The 17,168-nt window shown below is 67.7% G+C and carries 16 protein-coding genes and 1 tRNA gene; 2 read left to right on the top strand and 15 right to left on the bottom strand.

What is annotated here, in order from left to right; genetic code table 11:
• The first annotated feature begins 77 nt into the window (after positions 1–77).
• A complete protein-coding gene (locus ACSION_RS16380; RefSeq protein WP_435306866.1) occupies positions 78–521 on the top strand; it encodes a hypothetical protein in 444 nt (147 codons plus the stop codon).
• Positions 522–531: 10 nt separating this feature from the next.
• Here ACSION_RS16380 and ACSION_RS16375 read toward each other — a convergent pair whose 3' ends face one another.
• From ACSION_RS16375 to ACSION_RS16365, 3 genes are all read right to left on the bottom strand, one after another.
• Positions 532–1,668 carry an MFS transporter gene (locus ACSION_RS16375; RefSeq protein WP_435306982.1) on the bottom strand — a complete coding sequence of 379 codons (1,137 nt, stop codon included), beginning with the start codon at positions 1,666–1,668 and terminating at the stop codon, positions 532–534.
• 42 nt (positions 1,669–1,710) lie between these two features.
• Positions 1,711–3,891, bottom strand: coding sequence for a glycoside hydrolase family 3 N-terminal domain-containing protein (locus ACSION_RS16370; RefSeq protein WP_435306865.1), 2,181 nt, complete (start codon positions 3,889–3,891; stop codon positions 1,711–1,713).
• A 119-nt stretch (positions 3,892–4,010) separates the two neighbouring features.
• On the bottom strand, positions 4,011–6,038 hold the full coding sequence (locus ACSION_RS16365) for a M3 family metallopeptidase (protein ID WP_435306864.1): 2,028 nt from the start codon (positions 6,036–6,038) through the stop codon (positions 4,011–4,013).
• A 390-nt stretch (positions 6,039–6,428) separates the two neighbouring features.
• Here ACSION_RS16365 and ACSION_RS16360 point away from each other — a divergent pair, with 390 nt between their 5' ends.
• Positions 6,429–6,890, top strand: a complete 462-nt coding sequence (locus ACSION_RS16360; protein WP_435306863.1) for a GNAT family N-acetyltransferase — start codon at positions 6,429–6,431, stop codon at positions 6,888–6,890.
• Positions 6,891–6,925: 35 nt separating this feature from the next.
• On the opposite strand, the gene ACSION_RS16355 is transcribed toward ACSION_RS16360, so the two are convergent.
• The 12 genes from ACSION_RS16355 to ACSION_RS16300 all read right to left on the bottom strand — a co-directional run bounded on the left by ACSION_RS16355 (position 6,926) and on the right by ACSION_RS16300 (position 17,159).
• Positions 6,926–7,001, bottom strand: a tRNA-Lys gene (locus ACSION_RS16355).
• A gap of 73 nt (positions 7,002–7,074) precedes the next feature.
• A complete protein-coding gene (gene queC, locus ACSION_RS16350; RefSeq protein WP_435306862.1) occupies positions 7,075–7,740 on the bottom strand; it encodes a 7-cyano-7-deazaguanine synthase QueC in 666 nt (221 codons plus the stop codon).
• Positions 7,741–7,787: 47 nt separating this feature from the next.
• On the bottom strand, positions 7,788–8,471 hold the full coding sequence (gene queE, locus ACSION_RS16345) for a 7-carboxy-7-deazaguanine synthase QueE (RefSeq protein ID WP_435306861.1): 684 nt from the start codon (positions 8,469–8,471) through the stop codon (positions 7,788–7,790).
• Positions 8,472–8,531: 60 nt separating this feature from the next.
• Positions 8,532–9,350, bottom strand: a complete 819-nt coding sequence (ybgF, locus tag ACSION_RS16340; RefSeq protein ID WP_435306860.1) for a tol-pal system protein YbgF — start codon at positions 9,348–9,350, stop codon at positions 8,532–8,534.
• A gap of 15 nt (positions 9,351–9,365) precedes the next feature.
• Positions 9,366–9,881, bottom strand: coding sequence for a peptidoglycan-associated lipoprotein Pal (gene pal, locus ACSION_RS16335; RefSeq protein ID WP_093489535.1), 516 nt, complete (start codon positions 9,879–9,881; stop codon positions 9,366–9,368).
• Between the two features lie 59 nt (positions 9,882–9,940).
• A complete protein-coding gene (tolB, locus tag ACSION_RS16330) occupies positions 9,941–11,260 on the bottom strand; it encodes a Tol-Pal system beta propeller repeat protein TolB (RefSeq protein WP_435306981.1) in 1,320 nt (439 codons plus the stop codon).
• 103 nt (positions 11,261–11,363) lie between these two features.
• Positions 11,364–12,401, bottom strand: coding sequence for a cell envelope integrity protein TolA (gene tolA / locus ACSION_RS16325; protein ID WP_435306859.1), 1,038 nt, complete (start codon positions 12,399–12,401; stop codon positions 11,364–11,366).
• Positions 12,391–12,834, bottom strand: a complete 444-nt coding sequence (locus ACSION_RS16320) for an ExbD/TolR family protein (protein ID WP_093295958.1) — start codon at positions 12,832–12,834, stop codon at positions 12,391–12,393. The genes tolA and ACSION_RS16320 overlap by 11 nt, the downstream gene beginning before the upstream one ends.
• A gap of 12 nt (positions 12,835–12,846) precedes the next feature.
• On the bottom strand, positions 12,847–13,620 hold the full coding sequence (gene tolQ / locus ACSION_RS16315) for a protein TolQ (protein ID WP_093487632.1): 774 nt from the start codon (positions 13,618–13,620) through the stop codon (positions 12,847–12,849).
• 38 nt (positions 13,621–13,658) lie between these two features.
• Positions 13,659–14,096 carry a tol-pal system-associated acyl-CoA thioesterase gene (gene ybgC, locus ACSION_RS16310; protein ID WP_435306858.1) on the bottom strand — a complete coding sequence of 146 codons (438 nt, stop codon included), beginning with the start codon at positions 14,094–14,096 and terminating at the stop codon, positions 13,659–13,661.
• Positions 14,097–14,163: 67 nt separating this feature from the next.
• Positions 14,164–15,204 (bottom strand): Holliday junction branch migration DNA helicase RuvB, encoded by a 1,041-nt coding sequence (gene ruvB / locus ACSION_RS16305; protein WP_093487636.1) that lies wholly within the window; start codon positions 15,202–15,204, stop codon positions 14,164–14,166.
• Between the two features lie 38 nt (positions 15,205–15,242).
• Complete coding sequence (locus ACSION_RS16300; protein WP_093487638.1) at positions 15,243–17,159, bottom strand: potassium transporter Kup; 1,917 nt, start codon at positions 17,157–17,159, stop codon at positions 15,243–15,245.
• Positions 17,160–17,168: the final 9 nt, after the last annotated feature.

The following is a 17,168-nucleotide window of genomic DNA, read 5'->3' as shown; positions in this document are numbered from 1 at the left end:
ATCAGCCGGCGTTCAATCCGCGGCTGCTAGCGTGCGGTGCAGGTGCCCCCACCGACACGCCCTCTCCAGGAGCTTCCATGAAGACGTTGCCGTTCGCCTTGTTGGCCCTGATGACCGCGCCGGCGTGGGCGCAGCAGAGCGCCGAGGCACTGGATCTCGCCCTGCCCAACGCCAGCACCTATGCGAACGACGCGCCAGGCACCTGGTACGGCGATCGCCAGGTCGCCACGCCGAAGGGACGGCAAGCCGAGGCGCCGACCGATCCTTGCGCCTGGTACGGCGATGACGACGGCGATGGCGTGTCCGGCAGCATCACCACCGGCATCGGATACAGCAAGGGCCATGGCCGCAGCACCTACAACGCGGCCAACCTCAACCTGTGCAAGACGACGTACAACGACGAAGGCAAGCCGCGCACCTTCAACCTCGACATCAACGTCAGCCGTTCCGATGGGCCCGGTTACTACTACGGTCCCGGTTATGGCCCGGGACCGATGATGCGGGGCGCGCCGCGCCCCTGATCCGCCTTCTTCAGCTGCGCGTCGCCTGGCGCGCAGCGCCGGCCACGCACAGCAGCAATGCGACCAGCAGGCCGAACGCCATCGGCAACGATGTCGCCTTGGCGACAAAGCCCAGCGCCGCCGGCCCCAGCAGCACGCCCGCATAGCCCATCGTCGTTACCGCAGCCACCGCCAGGTGGGTGGGCATGTCGCGCTGGCGCCCGGCGGCCGAGAACATCACCGGCACCACGTTCGCCGCACCGGCACCGACCAGCGCGAATCCCGCCAGGCCCGCCATCGGCGATGTGGACAGGATGGCCAGGGTGAATCCCGCGGCGGCGACCAGCGCACCGCAGACCACCACGCGGAATGCGCCCAACGCCTGCACGATGCGATCGCCGGTCAGGCGGCCGAGCGTCATCGTTACCGCGAAAGCGACATAGCCGAAGCCAGCGGTGGCGGGATCCGCCTGGCGCACCGTGCTGAGGAAGACCGCGCTCCAGTCCAGCACCGCGCCTTCGGACAGGAACATCGCGAAGCAGACTGCGCCCACCAGCAACACGCGGCCGCGCGGGAGCACGAACGCCGGTTGGTCGCCTTCGCCGCCTTGCGCCAGCAGGCCGCTGCGCGCCATCGCCAGCAGTAAGGCGGCCAGCACGGCGGTGCACGCGATGGCGACCAGTGGCGTCGCGCCCAACGCCAACGCAGCCGCCACGCCGCCGGCACCGGCGATGCCGCCGACGCTGTACATGCCATGGAAGCCAGACATCATCGCCCGCCCACTCGCGCGTTCGACGATCACCGCCTGCACGTTCATCACCACGTCCAGCACGCCCACGCTGGCGCCGAACACGGCCAGCGTCACCGCGAGCACCGGAATCGAGGGCGCGAGCATCAGCGCCGGCATGCACAGCGCGATCACGATGCCAGCCGCGAGGATCGCGCGCCGGCAACCGAACCGCGCGGCCAGGCCACCGGCGAGCGGCATCATCATCACGGAGCCGACGCCGAGGCAGAGCAGCATCAGGCCGAGTTGCGCGTCGTCCAGCGCGAGGCGCCGCTTGGCGAAGGGAATCAGCGGCGCCCAGGCGGACACCGCGAAACCGCCGATGAAGAAGGCGATGCGCGTGGCGATGCGCTCACGCACACCGGGCGCGTCCGCGGTCATGCCGCCATCGGCGGCGGCGCCTTCGGGAATCGACATGCCGGATCAGGGAGCGAGCAATTCGAACTGCACCGCATCGCCCGCGGTCGCGGACGGCGCGACCCACAGGTCGAACAGGCCGGGCTCGGCCACGAGCTGGTTGTCCACGCCGTGAAATGCGAAATCCGCTCGGGCCAGGGTGAACACGACATCCTGCGACTGCCCGGCACCCAGCGCGATCTTCTGGAACCGCTTCAGCTCGCGCACCGGCCGCACGCGGCTGGCAGTGCGGTCCCGCAGGTAAAGCTGCACGACTTCCTCGCCATCACGCGCGCCGCTGTTGGTGATGCGCACGCGGATCGTCAACGTGTCGTCCCAGCCGAGCTGTGCGGTGTCGAGCTGCGGCACGCCGTAGTCGAAACGCGTGTACGACAAGCCATGGCCGAACGGATACAGCGCGGCATGACTGACTTCGCGCCAGCGGGTCTGGAAGAAACGCGGGGTGCCCGGCACGTTGGGACGGCCGGTCGCAGGATGGTTATAGAAATACGGCTGCTGGCCGGCGTCCTGCGGAAAGCTCACCGGCAGGCGCGCCGATGGGTTGTAGTCGCCGAACACCACGTCGGCCACCGCCGGGCCGGTCTGCGTACCGAGGAACCAGCCGACCAGCACCGCCTGTGCATCGCGCACGGCACCTTCCAGCGCCAACGCACGGCCATTGCGCAGCACGACGACGACGGGCGTACCGGTCGCGGCGACCGCCTCGGCCAACGCCTGCTGCACGGCGGGGATGACGATCTGCGTGCGCGACTGCGCCTCGCCGGAGAATTCGTGCGGCTCGCCCAGGGCCAGCAAGACGACATCGGCCTGGCGCGCGGCCGCGACGGCGGCGTCGATGCCACCCTCGATCGTGTCTTCGATGCCGCTGCCCGGCACGACGACGAGCGCGGACGGATCCTCCAGCGCTGCGCGCAGGCCGGTTTCCAGATCGACCATGCGCGAGGCATCGCCGAAGATATTCCAGCAGCCGCCGAGGTTGGCGGTGTCCTGCGCGAACGGACCGATCAACGCGATGCGCTGGCCGGCTTTCTTCAGGGGGAGCACGTCGCCTTCGTTCTTCAGCAGGACGATCGAACGGCGCGCGCAATCGCGCGCCAGCGCATCATGCGCCTCGATGTGCGATTGGTCCGCTTCGCGTGTGGCATCCAGACAACGATACGGATCGTCGAACAGGCCAGCGGCGGCTTTGACGTGCAGCACGCGGCGTACGGCTTCATCGACCTCGGCCAGCGAAAGCCTGCCCTGCTCGACCAGCGCAGCCACGTGGTTGGCGTAGACGCCGCTCTGCAGGCTCATGTCCAACCCGGCCGACAGCGCCTTCTGCGCGGCATCGGCCTCATCGGCCGCATAACCGTGCGCGATCAGTTCCAGGTCCGAGGTGTAGTCGGACACGACGAAGCCTTCGAACTTCCACTCGCCGCGCAGGATGTCGGTGAGCAGTTCGCGGCTGGCCGACGCCGGTACGCCGTTGATGTCGTTGAACGAACTCATCAACGTCAGCGCGCCGGCATCGAGGGCGGCCTTGAACGGCGGCAGGTGCACATCGCGCAGCGTCTGCGGCGCCATGTCGACGAAGTTGTAGTCCAGGCCGGCGGAGATCGCGCCGTAGGCGGCGAAATGCTTCGGCGTGGTGAGCAGCGAATCGGGCGCGGTCAGGTCCTCGCCCTGGAAACCGCGCACGCGGGCCGCGGCGAATTCGCACGACAGGTGCACATCCTCGCCCGACGTTTCCGCCACCCGGCCCCAACGCTGGTCGCGCGCGATGTCCACCATCGGCGCGAACGTCCAGTGGATGCCGGTCGCGGTGGCTTCCTTCGCGGTGGCACGCGCCGTGCGCTCGGCCAGGTCGGGCTCGAAGCTGGCCGCTTCGCCCAACGGAATCGGAAACACGGTGCGCATGCCATGGATGACGTCGGCACCGAACAAGAGCGGGATGCCGAGTCGGCTTTCTTCCACCGCGATGCGTTGCGCCTCGCGGCCTTCCGCCGCACCCACACCGTTGAACAGGGCGCCGACGCGACCGGCACGGATCTGCTGGCGGACCTGCTCGGCATCGCGCGCGAACGTCTCCGGGTTGACCTCGAAGGCGAACGGCCGCAGCGCATCGGCGAACGCGCCCAGCTGGCCGATCTTCTCGTCCAGCGTCATCTCGGCGATCAGTCCTTCGATCCTGCGCTGATGCGGCATGTAAGCGGTCCTCCCGGGAACGCGGGTGTTACGGGGGAGCCATTATGAAAACGTTTACAGTCACGGTCAAACCCGCTTCGGGAGCCCGGATTGGCCATCCCGGACCCGCCGCAAGGGGCTCAACCCGCCATGCCGGCGTGGCGCAGGAGCGCGTCGATCCGCGGCGCCCGGCCCCGGAACGCCCTGAAATTCTCCGCCGCGCCGCGGCTGCCACCGCGGGCCAGGATTTCATGGCGGAAGCGCGCACCCGTCTCGGCCACCTTGTCGGGTGCCTCCTCGAACGCCTCGTAGGCGTCCGCACTCAGCACTTCGGCCCACTTGTAGCTGTAGTAGCCCGCCCCATAGCCGCCCGCGAAGATGTGGCTGAACTGGTGGGGGAAGCGGTTCCATTCCGGCGGCAGGTTCACGGCAACCTCGGCACGTACCCGATCGAGCAGCGCCAATACCGTATCGCCGGCAGCGTCGAAGCCGCTATGCAGCTGCATGTCGAACAGGCCGAACTCCAACTGCCGGACCGTGGCCATGCCGCTCTGGTAGTTCTTCGCCGCGACCATCTTGTCGAACAACGCGCGCGGCAAGGGTTCGCCGCTGTCCGCGTGCGCGGTCATCGCCTGCACGCGCGCCCATTCCCAGCAGAAGTTCTCCATGAACTGGCTGGGCAGCTCCACGGCATCCCACTCCACGCCGTTGATGCCGGCCACGCCGAGTTCGCCGACCTGGGTGAGCAGTTGGTGCAGCCCATGCCCCATTTCGTGGAACAGCGTGGTCACGTCGTTGTGGCTGAAGGTCGCCGGCTTGCCGTCCACGCCCTTGCCGAAATTGCAGACCAGGTAGACCAGCGGCGTCTGCTCGCCGCGCACCGTCGTACGACGGTTGCGGCAATCGTCCATCCACGCACCCCCACGCTTGCCCTCGCGCGCGTACAGATCCAGATAGAACTGGCCCACCAGCGCGCCCGCGCCATCCACCAGCCGGTAGAAGCGCACGTCCGGGTGCCAGGTAGGCGCCGTGTCCTGCTCCACCCGCAGCCCGTAGAGGTCGCCAATCACGCCGAACAAGCCCTTCAGCACGGCCGGTTCGGTGAAGTACTGCTTCACTTCCTGCGCGGAGAAGCTGTAGCGCGCCTGCTTGAGCTTTTCGCTGGCGTACGCCAGGTCCCAGGCTTCGACCGTGTCCAGTCCGAGGTGTTCGCCTGCGAAGGCTTCCAACTCAGCGCGGTCGCGCTGCGCATGCGGCTTGGCGCGCGCGGCCAGGTCGCGGAGGAAATGCAGCACTTCGTCCGGTGTATCGGCCATCTTGGTAGCCAACGAATACGCCGCGTAGCTGGGGAAGCCCAGCAGCGACGCCAGCTCGGCGCGCAGCGCCAGGATGCGGTCGATCAGCGCGGAGTTGTCGAGCGCTTCGTTGTCGGCTAGTTCCGAGGCGCGCACCGCGTTGGCGTGGTACAGCGTCTCGCGCAGCGCGCGGTCGTCGGCATAGGTCTGCACCGGCAGGTAGCACGGCATCTGCAGGGTGAATTTCCAGCCGGGCTCGTCGTCGGCCTTGGCAGCGGCGCGCGCCGCAGAGACCACGTCGGACGGCAGGCCGCCGAGGTGCTGCTTGTCCTTGATCCAGAACTCGTACTCGTCGGTGGCGTCCAGCACGTTCTGCGAGAACTTCGCCGACAGACCGGCGAGCTCTTCCTTCACCGCGCCGAAGCGCGCCTTCTGCGCCTCGGGCAACTCCGCGCCACCCAGGCGGAAATCGCGCAGCGCGTTCTCCAGCACCTTCCGCCGCGCATCGTCGTACAGCGCGGCCTCGGGCGCGTCGCCCAACGCGCGGTACTGGCGGTAAAGCGCCAGGTTCTGCCCCAGCGCGCTCCAGAAGCGCGTCACCTTGGGCAGCAGCGCGTTGTACGCACTGCGCAGCGCCGGCGTGTTCACCACCGCCTCCAGGTGGGTCACCTGGTTCCAGGCACGCGCAAGGCGCTCGGTCGCATCGTCGAGCGGCACCACGAAGGTCTCCCACGTCACCGGTGCGACGGCTTCGGCCGTGGCGACCGCGGCTTCCGCCTCGGCCAGCCACTGGTCGATGGCGGGCGCGATGTGCTCGGCGCGGATCTCGTCGAAACGCGGCAGGCCGGAGAAGTCGAGCAACGGATTGGTCATGGGAACACCTGGGGAAAGTCGATCGTGTGAGGGCGTGGGGGACGGAGAACGTCGCGGCATCGGCCAGCCCACCCTGGACCTCGATATGGGGGCGCCGGAAGCACCCGCAAAGGTTGGCGCCGCATTTTACCGGGCAGTAGCGCCTCAGGGGCGGCCGGCGCCCAGCCGGACGGTCGACCCATCGCGCGCTGGATGTGGCATACAAGCCACTTCCGGCATTCCGCCACCAGGCCATCCGACGTCATGGAGATCACGCGCGCGACGCCTGCCGATCTGGTCCAGACCGTGGACCGGCTGACCCATGCCTTCGCCCACGATCCGATCACGGGCTTCCTGCTGCAGACAGGACCTGCGTACCGGGAACGCCTCACGCGTTTTTTCTCGCTGTTGATGCGCGCGCGTATCGCGCTCGACATGCCGGTCCTCGTCGCACGCAACAGCGCCGACATCCACGGCATGGTGATGGGCTACACCACCGCCCCGCCCGCATGGCCTGCCGACCTCGCCGAAGACTGGCAAGGCTTCGAGAGGTCCGTTCCCGGACTGACCGACCGGATGGCGATCTACGAAGGCATTGCCTCAGCGCACGCCCCCGCCGTGCCGCACTACTACCTGGGCGTCATCGGCGTCGATCCGGCCCTGCATGGCCATGGCATCGGCATGCGCCTGCTGTCGTCGTTCCGCGACCTGTCCGCCGCCGATGGACTCTCCCATGGCGTGTACCTCGAGACGGCAGCGCCGTCGAACGTCAGGTTCTACGAGCGCGCGGGATTCGTCGAAGCCGGTCGTGGGACGATGGGAGGCGCGACGCTGTGGTGCATGTACCTGCCCCACGAACGCGATCAAGGCTGATCGCCGAAGGACACGGTTCGCAGGCAGCGAATGTTTGGTGGGCCGTGAAGGATTCGAACCTTCGACCAAAAGATTAAAAGTCTTCTGCTCTACCGACTGAGCTAACGGCCCGGAAACGCATCCCGGCCTTGCACCGGGACGCGCATTCTAGCGCATCGCCCGCGAGGGACGAAATCCGCCCGATTCACACGTAATGCGTGGGGTCCGGTACGCCCGCGTCGGCGAAGCCCGCGGCACGCAGGCGACAGGCATCGCAGTGCCCGCAGGCGCGGCCTTCCGCGTCGGCCTGATAGCACGACACGGTCTGGGAGAAATCCACGCCCAGGCGCAGGCCTTCGCGCACGATGTCGGCCTTGCTCATGCGCAGCAGCGGTGCATGGATCCGCAGGCCGGCGCCCTCCACGCCCGCCTTGGTGGCGAGGTTGGCGAGCTTCTCGAAGGCATCGATGAACTCCGGACGGCAATCCGGATAGCCGGAATAGTCCACCGCGTTGACGCCGCAGAAGATGTCGCTGGCGCCCAGCACTTCGGCCCAGCCAAGCGCGACGGACAGCATGATCGTGTTCCGTGCCGGCACGTAGGTGACGGGAATGCCAGGGCCGCCGGCCTCGGGCACGTCGATATCGTCGGTCAGTGCAGAACCGCCGATGCTGCGCAGGTCCACATGCACGATCTTGTGCGCGACGGCGCCGAGCGACTGCGCCACGCGCGCGGCTGCGTCGAGCTCGGAAGTGTGCCGCTGGCCATAGCGCACGCTGAGCGCGTGCACGGCGAAGCCCTGTTCCCGGGCGATCGCGACGACGGCGGCGGAGTCCATCCCTCCGGACAACAGGACGACGGCATTCTTCATGGAGTGGTGCTTCGTGAGGTAATGGGTAGGCTACCGCAGGCGCTGCGTCAGCGCCCCGGTTCGTCGTTCCACAGCAGCTTGTGCAGCTGCATCTGGAAGCGCACGGGCAGGCGGTCGGCGACGATCCAGTCGGCCAGGTCGCGCGGATCGAGCTCGCTCTTGCTGGGCGAGAACAGCACGTCGCAGCGTTCGGCCAGGCGATGTTCCGCCAGCATGCCGCGCGCCCACTCGTAGTCCTCGCGTCCGCACAGCACGAACTTCACCTGGTCGCGCGCGGTCAGCAGCGGCAGGTTATCCAGCCGGTTGCGCGCCATTTCCTTCGAGCCCGGTGTCTTCAGGTCGACCACGCGCGACACCCGCGGGTCCACGCCGGCGATGTCGATGGCGCCGGACGTTTCCAGCGAAACGTCAAAACCGGCATCGCAAAGTTTCTGCAGCAGCAGCAGGCAGCGCTTCTGCGACAGCGGCTCGCCGCCGGTCACGCAGACGTGCCGCACGCCCTGGCGCGCGACCTCGGCGACGATGTCGTCGATCTCCCACCATTGCCCGCCGTGGAAGGCGTAGGCGGTGTCGCAGTACTGGCAGCGCAGCGGGCAGCCGGTCAGGCGCACGAACACCGTCGGCCAGCCGACCGCATTCGCCTCGCCCTGGAGCGAGAGGAAGATTTCGGTGATCTTGAGACGTTCCAGCGGCGACTGGACGATCTCGCTGGGGCGGGCGGCGTCGTTCATGGGGTGCGCATGATACGCCCTGTCGAACCGGTCGCCCCTACGGGCGCCGGACACAGCGACTCAGCGCAGGCGGCCGAGCTGGATGGCGCGCAGGCGGTCGTCGGCCGTGCGGGCGACGTCGGTGCCCGGGTACTTGGCCATGACCTCGCCCAGCGTGCGCTCGGCTTCGGGCAGTTTGCCCAGCCCGTAGTCGCACAGGCCCAGCTTCAGCAGTGCGCCGGGTGCCTTGTCGTGGGTCGGGTATTGCGCCAGCAGCGCGCGGAACTGGTCCGCGGCCAGCGCGTAATTCTGGGTGACGTAGTAGCTCTCGCCCAGCCAGTACAGCGCGTTGGGCGCATAGACACCGGTCGGATAGATCTGCAGGAAGCTGGTGAACAGCTGCGCGGCGTCGGCGTAGTCGCCGGCCTTCAGCTTGTCGAACGCGACGTTGTAGGCGGTGCGCTCGTCGCCGGTCGCGGACATCGCGCCCATGTCGCCATGCACGCTCGGCGGACGTTCGGTCGTGGCGGCGGGCGCCGGCGCGGTGGCCGGCTTCGGGGCGGTACCCAGCGGCGGAGTCGTCGTGGCGGGCGCGGGGGCTGCGGGTGCAGCACCGCCTTCCAGGCGGTTCAAGCGGCCGTCGAGATCCAGGTACTGGTCACGGTTGCGCTGCTTGAGCTGCTCGTTTTCGTTCTGCAGCTGCTCCAGCTGCGCCCGCAGTTCGCGCAGCTCGGATTCCTGCTGCGTGACTTTGTTGAGCAGATCGAGGTTCTGCTGCGGGTTGTTGGCCTTCGCTTCCAGCGCCGCGACGCGGTCGGCCAGGCTCACGCGCTGCGCGTGGGCGGGTGCGGCGGCCACGAGGGCCGCCGCGAGGACCAGCATGTACTTCTTCGCGATCATCGTGGTGACGACGGCTTACTTCGCCGTGTACACGATCTCGACGCGACGGTTCTGCGACCAGCAGGACTCGCTGGAGTCGGTGCAGACCGGACGCTCTTCGCCGTAGCTGACCACGGTCAGCTGGCTGGCCGAACCGCCGGCAGCCTGCAGGGCCGAGTTCACGGCGTTGCCGCGGCGCTCGCCCAGGCCCAGGTTGTACTCGCGGCTGCCGCGCTCATCGGCGTGGCCTTCCAGCGAGATGCGCGAGGAAGGACGGTCGCGCAGGTACTTGGCGTGGCAACCCATGATGGCCTGGAACTCCGGCTTCAGGGCGTCCTGGTCGAGGTCGAAGTACACCACGCGCTGGCGCAGGCAGGCGTCGGTGTCGAGGTCGCCGGGGCCGTACACGCCCGAGGTGGTCGGGGTGGTCGGGGTGGTCGGCGTCGTGGTGGTGGTATCGGCCGGCGGAGTCGGCTTGACGTCCTTCTTACAGCCGGCCAGCACAGCGACCGACATCAGGGACAGCATCAGAACACGGGTGGTGTTGTTCATGGTCATTCCTTGCGTCGTTGGAACAGGGGGATCAGGGGTTCAGTATTGTAGACACAAACTTAACGCGCAGTGCGATAAGGCGACCACGCCGGTTCGCGGACGTCGGCATTGGCCACGACCAGACGCTGGCGTACGCGCGCATCCGCCGAGACGGCGTACAGCACGCCCCGCCCGCCCTCGCGCGCCGCATAGAGCACCATGCTGGCGTTCGGGGCGAAGCTCGGCGATTCATCCAGCGAGCCCGGCGACAGCGACGACCAACGGGCGCCGCCCAGGCTGCTGTCCATCAGGGAGATGCGGTAGTTGTTGCCCGAGCCCTGCACCACGGCGATCCTCTTGCCGTCGTAGGAGATGCTCGCGGTCGCGTTGTAGGTGCCTTCGAAGGTCACGCGGCTGGCGCTGCCGCCGGCGGCAGCGACGCGGTAGATCTGCGGGCGGCCACCACGGTCGGAAGTGAAGTAGATCGTGCCGCCGTCCGCGCTCCACACCGGCTCGGTGTCGATGGCGGAGGTATTGGTCAGCTGGCGCAGCGAGCGGCTGCCCAGGTCCATCACGTAGATTTCGGGGTTGCCGCTGCGCGACAGGGTGAGCGCCAACTGGCGGCCATCCGGCGAGAACGACGGCGCGCCGTTGATGCCGCGGAAGCTGGCCACCTTCTCGCGCGCACCGGTGGAGATGTCCTGGATGTAGATGGCCGAGTTGCCGCCTTCGAAGCTGACATACGCCAGCCGACGACCATCCGGGCTCCACGACGGCGACAGCAGCGGCTCGGCCGAGCGCACCACGGTCTGCGGGTTGTAGCCGTCCGAATCGGCCACCATCAGCGCATAGCGCGTCGCCTTGCCGGTGCCGGCGGCGGTCACGTAGGCAATGCGGGTCCAGAACGCGCCGCGCACGCCGAGGATCTTCTCGTAGATGGCATCGGCCATCTGGTGGGCGACGTCACGCATGGCGTTGGCGCGGGCGGTCATCGCCAGGCCAAGCATGCGTTCCTGCTTGGCCACGTCGAACAGCTCGTACTCCACGCGGTAGCTGCCATCGCCGGCATCCGCTACGCGGCCGACCACGATGTAGTCCTGGCGCAGCGCGCGCCACGTCGGGTACTGGATTTCTCCGCCACGGGTCGGACGTTCGGTGACGCTGGCTTCCGGCAAGGTGCGGAAGGCGCCGGAGCGTTCGAGGTCGGAGCGGACCACATCGGCGACGTCGGTAGGGGGCGCAGCGGCCGAGCCCTGGTAGGGCATCGGAACGACCGTGATCGGGAGCGCGGAGGCGTTGCCGCCAATGATGTCGATCTCCAGACCCTGCTGTTGGGCAGCGGCCAGGGCCGGGGCGAGCGTGAAGAGAACCAGGGCGAACCAGCGCAGCGACTTCATCATGGGCACGGCAACTCTGCGGTTGGGCGGGGCTGGAAAGGGATACCAGTCTCCGCGTGAACGTTTTAACAATTGTGAACGAGGGGCGCCGAAACGCCGCGTGAAGTCAGCGGTCCCGGGCCTCGAAGTTCAAGGTCAGGGTGCGGGCGAACACGGATTCGTAGCCACGATACGGCAGCGGCTGGGCTTTCAGCACCGCGCGCTCGACCGAATCCTGGCCCGCGGCATCCATTGCGCAGCCCGGCTGGACTTCGGCACTGACGACTTCTCCGCCAGGCAACTGGCGGATCACCACTTTGCAACGGGTCCCGACGGGCACGGATTCGGGCCGGGTCCACTGCCGGAGCACTGCTTCCTGGATCGCAGCGGCGTAGCGACCGCGAAGATCCTCGTCCGTACCGCCATTTCCGGCCGGAGCGGCGGGCTGGCTGTACTGGGACTGGTTGGCGCTCGCCGCCTGGCGCGCACGCGCATCGGCCAGCTGGCGCAGCTTCTGTTCGGCCAGTTGGGCTTCGCGCGACGCCTGGGCGCGTTGGCGCCGGATTTCCTCCAGCCGCTTCTTGTCGGCCTCGGCCTTCTGCTGCGCCTCGGTCGCAATGCGCTTCTGGCGGTCTTCTTCCTGTTGCGCGGCGAGGCGGCGTTGCTGCTCGGCCTGCTCCTGGCGCTTGCGTTCGGTCAGGTCGATCTGTTCCTGGCGGCGCTTGGCTTCCTGCTCCTGGCGCGCCTTTTCCTGCGAGATCGCGTCCAGCCGCGCCTCGTCCTGCTCGGTGGTGTCGGGAACGGGCACGCGCTCCTGCGCCTCGGCCTGGCGTTCGACCGGCGCATCCTGCGGGGCGGGCTCGGGGATCGGCTGCGGCGGCGGCACGGTGTCCTCGGGCGCCGGCTCTTCCACGGGCTCGGGCATCGGTGCAGGCGTGAAGTCCAGCGCGCGTTCGACCGCGCGCTGGTCGGCGGCGGAAGCATCCAGCGTGGCTTCCATCGTCGGTGCGCCGGCTGCATTGAGGCGGTCCCGGTCCCACGTCAGCAGCGGGGACACGATCAGCAGCACGGCCAGCAACAGATGCAGGCCGACCGCCCAGGCGACCGCCCTGCCCAGCCCTTCGTCGCGTTGGGCCGGATGGCGCGGGGCGACGTCAGCGTGCATTGCCACCCGCGTTGGTCATCAGGCTGACGTTGCTGACCTTGGCGCGGCGGAGCACGTCCATCGCATCCAGCACCTTCTGGTACGGCGCAGAACCTTCGGCGGCCACCATGATGCGCAGCTCGTTGCCCTGCTCGCCCCGGATCGCGGCGACCTTGGCCTCGAGCCCGGCCGCGTCCAGCACTTCCGGCTGCTTGGCTTCAGGCAGCTTGAGGCCGAAGCGGCCGTCGGGATAGGCGATGACGATGATCGGTTCGTTGCGCGTCTCGACCGCCTTGGCGTTCGAAGACGGCAGCTTGACGTCGACGCTGAGCGTCAGCAGCGGCGCGGTGACCATGAAGATGATCAGCAGCACGAGCATCACGTCGATGTACGGCACGACGTTGATCTCGGACTTCAGCTTGCGGCGCTTGCGATGGAAGATGCTTCCGGCCATGGGGCGCTCCGCTTACTCGCCCGAGCTCTGGCGCTGCAGGATCGAGCTGAATTCCTCGGCGAAGCTTTCGTAACGCACCGACAGGCGCTCGACGCGCGTGGTGAAGCGGTTGTAGGCCCACACCGCGGGAATCGCCACGAACAGGCCGATCGCCGTCGCGAACAACGCTTCCGAAATGCCAGGCGCCACCGCTGCGATGCCGGCCTGCTCACCGCTGTTGAGCATGTCGTGCATGGTGACCATGATGCCGAACACGGTACCCACCAGGCCGACGTAGGGGGCGGTGGAGCCGATGTTGGCGAGCAGTTCCAGGTTGCGTTCCAACTGGTCGACCTCGCGCGTGTAAGTCACGCGCATCGCGCGCTGCGCGCCCTCGAGCTGTGCGCGCCCGTCCAGTCCGCGCTTGTCGCGCAGGCGGGTGAACTCGCGGAAGCCGGCTTCGAAGATCGCCTCGAGCCCGGTGACGACACGATTGCGGTCGGCGGCGCCGGCGTAGAGCTTGTGCAGTTCGGCACCGGACCAGAACCGGCCTTCGAATTCGTCGGCGTCGCGGTTGGCGGTCTTGAACACCCGCGCCTTGCGGAAAATGATGATCCAGCTGATCAGCGAACCGGCCAGCAGCAACAGCACGATCAGTTTGACCGGCAGGCTGGCCTTGAGCATCAGGTCGATGTAGTTGATCCCGCTGTGCACGGTTTCGGCGGTCGCCTGGGCGGCCGCGGCAGCGGTCTCCGGCGGCAGCGCCTCCACCACGGTGTCCTGGAAGGCCAGCAGCGTTGCGATCATCCGTCGTTCCTCGATTCTCGTGTTGTCTTGCGTGTCGGTTAAAGCGGTGGGCCGGGTGTCTCCAGCCGGCGGAACTCTTCGTACAACGTATCGGGGAGCGCAACGGGTCTGAACCCGGATGCGCTCAGCGCCGCGACCTTGACCTCGGCGGTGAGCAGCCGCTCACCGTCGCGCTCGATCGTCTGGGCGAACACCACGCTGGCCCGCTTGCACTGGTGGATGCGCGCGGTCACCTGCAGCAGGTCGTCCAGCCGCGCGGGGCGCAGGAAATCCAGGCGCATCGCACGGACAGCGAACACCAGGTCGTGGGTCTGGCGCAGTTGCTCCTGGTGATGCCCGCGGGCCCGCAACCATTCGGTGCGGGCGCGCTCCAGGAAGGCGACGTACTGCGCGTGGTAGACCACGCCACCGGCGTCGGTATCTTCCCAATAGACGCGTGTCGGAAAGATGAACGGGGCCGCATCCGCGGCGATCATCGTGGAATCCGTCGTCAAAACATGCGCTCCCGCACGGAATCGTGCATACCAACCTGCGACCAGTGGATCAGAAGAGTTCGCCGCTGGACTCGCCCGACTCCGGCACCCGCCCCTTCGGCGTCAGCCCCAGGTGCAGGTAGGCCTTGCGCGTGGCCATGCGGCCGCGTGCCGTGCGGATCAGGAAGCCCTGCTGGATCAGATAGGGCTCGATGACGTCCTCCAGCGTGCCGCGCTCTTCGCTGAGCGCGGCCGCGAGCGACTCCACACCCACCGGCCCGCCATCGAAGCTGTCGATGATGGTGCGAAGCATGCGACGGTCGAGCTCGTCGAAGCCTTCCGGATCGACCTTCAGCATCTGCATCGCGGCACGGGCGACGTCCACGTCGATGTGGCCGTTGGCCTTGACCTGCGCATAGTCGCGCACACGACGCAGCAGGCGGTTGGCGATGCGCGGGGTGCCGCGTGCACGACGGGCGATTTCGGCCGCACCGTCGGGCTCGCAGTCCATGCCGAGGATGCGCGCGGAACGCTGCACGATGCGGGTGAGCTCTTCCGGCGTGTAGAACTCCAGTCGCTGCACGATGCCGAAGCGGTCCCGCAGCGGCGCGGTCAGAAGACCGGCGCGGGTGGTGGCGCCGATCAGGGTGAACGGCGGCAGGTCGAGTTTGATCGACCGGGCTGCAGGGCCCTCGCCGATCATGATGTCGATCTGGAAATCCTCCATCGCCGGATACAGCACTTCCTCGACCACGGGCGAGAGGCGATGGATCTCGTCGACGAACAGCACATCGTGCGGCTGCAGGTTGGTCAGCAGCGCCGCCAGGTCGCCGGCTTTCTCGATCACCGGGCCCGAGGTCACGCGCAGGTTCACGCCCAGCTCGTTGGCGATCACATGGCTCAGCGTTGTCTTGCCGAGGCCGGGCGGCCCGAAGATCAGCACGTGGTCCAGCGCCTCGCCGCGCCCCTTCGCCGCCTGGATGTAGATGTCCAGCTGTTCGCGCACCGGCTTCTGGCCGAGATACTCGTCCAGCCGCTTCGGCCGGATGCTGGCCTCGATGGCGTCGTCTTCGCGGGTGGCGGAGGAATCGATGATGCGGTCGGCGGTCATGACGGGATTATGGACGAAACCGCCGCCCATTCGTCCCGTCAGATTTCGACCTGCGCGCCCAACTCGACCAGGCGGTTGCCCGGGATGCGGAAGAAACCGGTCGCAGGCGCCGCATTGCGATGCATGGCCGCGAACAGCTTGTCGCGCCAGATCGGCATGCCGCCCTGCCGGCTCGCCACCACGGTCTCGCGGCTGGCGAAGTAGGTGGTTTCCATCGGATCGAAGTAGACGCCGCCCTGGTCGCAGGAACCCATCAGTGCCTGCGGCACGTCCGGCGTCTCGGCGAAGCCGTAGCTGATCACCACGCGATAGAAATCGTCGCCGATCGGCTCGATCTTCAGGCGCTTTTTCTTCGGCGCGTACGGCACGGTCAGCGTTTCCACCGTCAGGAACACGTTGCGTTCGTGCAGCACCTTGTTGTGCTTCAGGTTGTGCAGCAGCGCGTGCGGCACCACGCCCTTGTCGGCGGTGAGGAAGATCGCCGTGCCCGGCACGCGTACCGGCGGCGCCAGCATCAGGCCCGGCAGGAAGGTGTCGAGGCGGATGCCTTCCTTCTGTACTTCGCCATGCAGCAACTCGCGGCCGCGACGCCAGGTGCGCATCATGGTGAAGGCGGTGATGCCGATGAACAGCGGCACCCAGGCACCGATGCCGGTGACGAGCTTGGCGCCGTTGGCGAACAGGAAGGCCAGGTCGATCACCAGGAAGACGCCGCACAGCGGCAGCACCCAGCGACGCGAATCCGGCCAGCGCGTGTACGCCACGATCGCCAGCAGCAAGGTGTCGATCAGCATGGTGCCGGTGACCGACAGGCCATACGCCGTCGCCAGCGCGCCCGAGCTCTGGAAGCTCAGCACCAGCACGATCACCGCCAGGTACAGCATCATGTTGATCGAGGGCACGTAGATCTGGCCGATCGTGTCCTTCGAGGTGTACTTGATGGCCAGCCGCGGCAGGTAACCCAGCTGGATCGCCTGGCGGGTGACCGAGAACGCGCCCGTGATGACGGCCTGCGATGCAACCGCCGCCGCGGTGGTCGCCAGCACCAGCATCGGGATCTGCGCCCAGTCCGGGATCGACATGTAGAACGGGTTCGCCACCGCCTCAGGGTGGCGCAGCAGCACGGCGCCCTGACCGTAATAGTTCAGCACCAGCGCCGGCAGCACGAAACCGAACCAGCCCCAGCGGATGGGCTGTTTGCCGAAGTGGCCCATGTCGGCATACAGCGCCTCGCCACCGGTCACGGTCAGCACCACCGCGCCAAGGATCAGCACGGCGTGCCAGTCGTGGGTGACGAAGAAGTTCCAGGCCCAGTACGGATTCAACGCGGCCAGTACCGAGGGGTTCTGGGCGATGTTGTAGACGCCGAACGCGGCCAGCACGATGAACCAGGTGATCATCACCGGTCCGAACGCCTTGCCCACCTTCGCCGTGCCGAAGCGTTGCGCGGCGAACAGGCCGGTCAGGATGACCAGGCTGATCGGCACGACCCACTGCTTGAACACGGGCGAGACCACTTCAAGACCTTCGACCGCGCCCAATACGGTGATGGGCGGCGTGATCATGCCGTCGCCGAAGAACAGCGCCGCGCCGAAGATGCCGAGGATGCCCACCGTGTAGCTCAGCCGTGAGCCCTTGGCCAGGCTGCGCTGCGCCAGCGCGGTCAACGCCATGATGCCGCCCTCGCCGTCGTTGTCGGCGCGCATGATCACGATGACGTACTTCAGCGTGACCACCAGCAGCAGCGACCAGAAACCCAGCGACAGCAGGCCACGCACCGTGTCCGGATCCGGGGTCAGGCCGAAGTGCGGGTGGAACATCTCCTTGATGGTGTACAGCGGGCTGGTGCCGATGTCGCCGAAGACGACACCGACGGCGCCGGCCACCAGGGCGACCTTGCCGGCCTTCGAATGGCCGTGATGCCCGGCGTCGTGCGGAGATGTAGGGGTGGACATGGCGGCCGG

Origin of the sequence: Pseudoxanthomonas sp. LjRoot125 (genome assembly GCF_964252705.1) — a bacterium.
Taxonomy (GTDB): domain Bacteria; phylum Pseudomonadota; class Gammaproteobacteria; order Xanthomonadales; family Xanthomonadaceae; genus Pseudoxanthomonas_A.
The sequence above is the reverse complement of the archived record's forward strand: the minus strand, read 5'-3'. Positions and strand labels throughout refer to the sequence as shown.

Bases quoted from the DNA above. Each gene is read 5' to 3' on its own strand.
- ACSION_RS16380 (WP_435306866.1), top strand. From the start codon at position 78: ATGAAGACGTTGCCGTTCGCCTTGTTGGCCCTGATGACCGCGCCGGCG.
- ybgF (WP_435306860.1), bottom strand. From the start codon at position 9,350: ATGATCGCGAAGAAGTACATGCTGGTCCTCGCGGCGGCCCTCGTGGCC.
- queC (WP_435306862.1), bottom strand. From the start codon at position 7,740: ATGAAGAATGCCGTCGTCCTGTTGTCCGGAGGGATGGACTCCGCCGCC.
- ybgC (WP_435306858.1), bottom strand. From the start codon at position 14,096: ATGATCGCCGCGGATGCGGCCCCGTTCATCTTTCCGACACGCGTCTAT.
- queE (WP_435306861.1), bottom strand. From the start codon at position 8,471: ATGAACGACGCCGCCCGCCCCAGCGAGATCGTCCAGTCGCCGCTGGAA.
- ACSION_RS16320 (WP_093295958.1), bottom strand. From the start codon at position 12,834: ATGGCCGGAAGCATCTTCCATCGCAAGCGCCGCAAGCTGAAGTCCGAG.
- tolA (WP_435306859.1), bottom strand. From the start codon at position 12,401: ATGCACGCTGACGTCGCCCCGCGCCATCCGGCCCAACGCGACGAAGGG.
- ACSION_RS16365 (WP_435306864.1), bottom strand. From the start codon at position 6,038: ATGACCAATCCGTTGCTCGACTTCTCCGGCCTGCCGCGTTTCGACGAG.
- ACSION_RS16360 (WP_435306863.1), top strand. From the start codon at position 6,429: ATGCGCGCGCGTATCGCGCTCGACATGCCGGTCCTCGTCGCACGCAAC.
- ACSION_RS16370 (WP_435306865.1), bottom strand. From the start codon at position 3,891: ATGCCGCATCAGCGCAGGATCGAAGGACTGATCGCCGAGATGACGCTG.
- ruvB (WP_093487636.1), bottom strand. From the start codon at position 15,204: ATGACCGCCGACCGCATCATCGATTCCTCCGCCACCCGCGAAGACGAC.
- pal (WP_093489535.1), bottom strand. From the start codon at position 9,881: ATGAACAACACCACCCGTGTTCTGATGCTGTCCCTGATGTCGGTCGCT.
- ACSION_RS16300 (WP_093487638.1), bottom strand. From the start codon at position 17,159: ATGTCCACCCCTACATCTCCGCACGACGCCGGGCATCACGGCCATTCG.
- tolQ (WP_093487632.1), bottom strand. From the start codon at position 13,620: ATGATCGCAACGCTGCTGGCCTTCCAGGACACCGTGGTGGAGGCGCTG.
- tolB (WP_435306981.1), bottom strand. From the start codon at position 11,260: ATGATGAAGTCGCTGCGCTGGTTCGCCCTGGTTCTCTTCACGCTCGCC.
- ACSION_RS16375 (WP_435306982.1), bottom strand. From the start codon at position 1,668: ATGACCGCGGACGCGCCCGGTGTGCGTGAGCGCATCGCCACGCGCATC.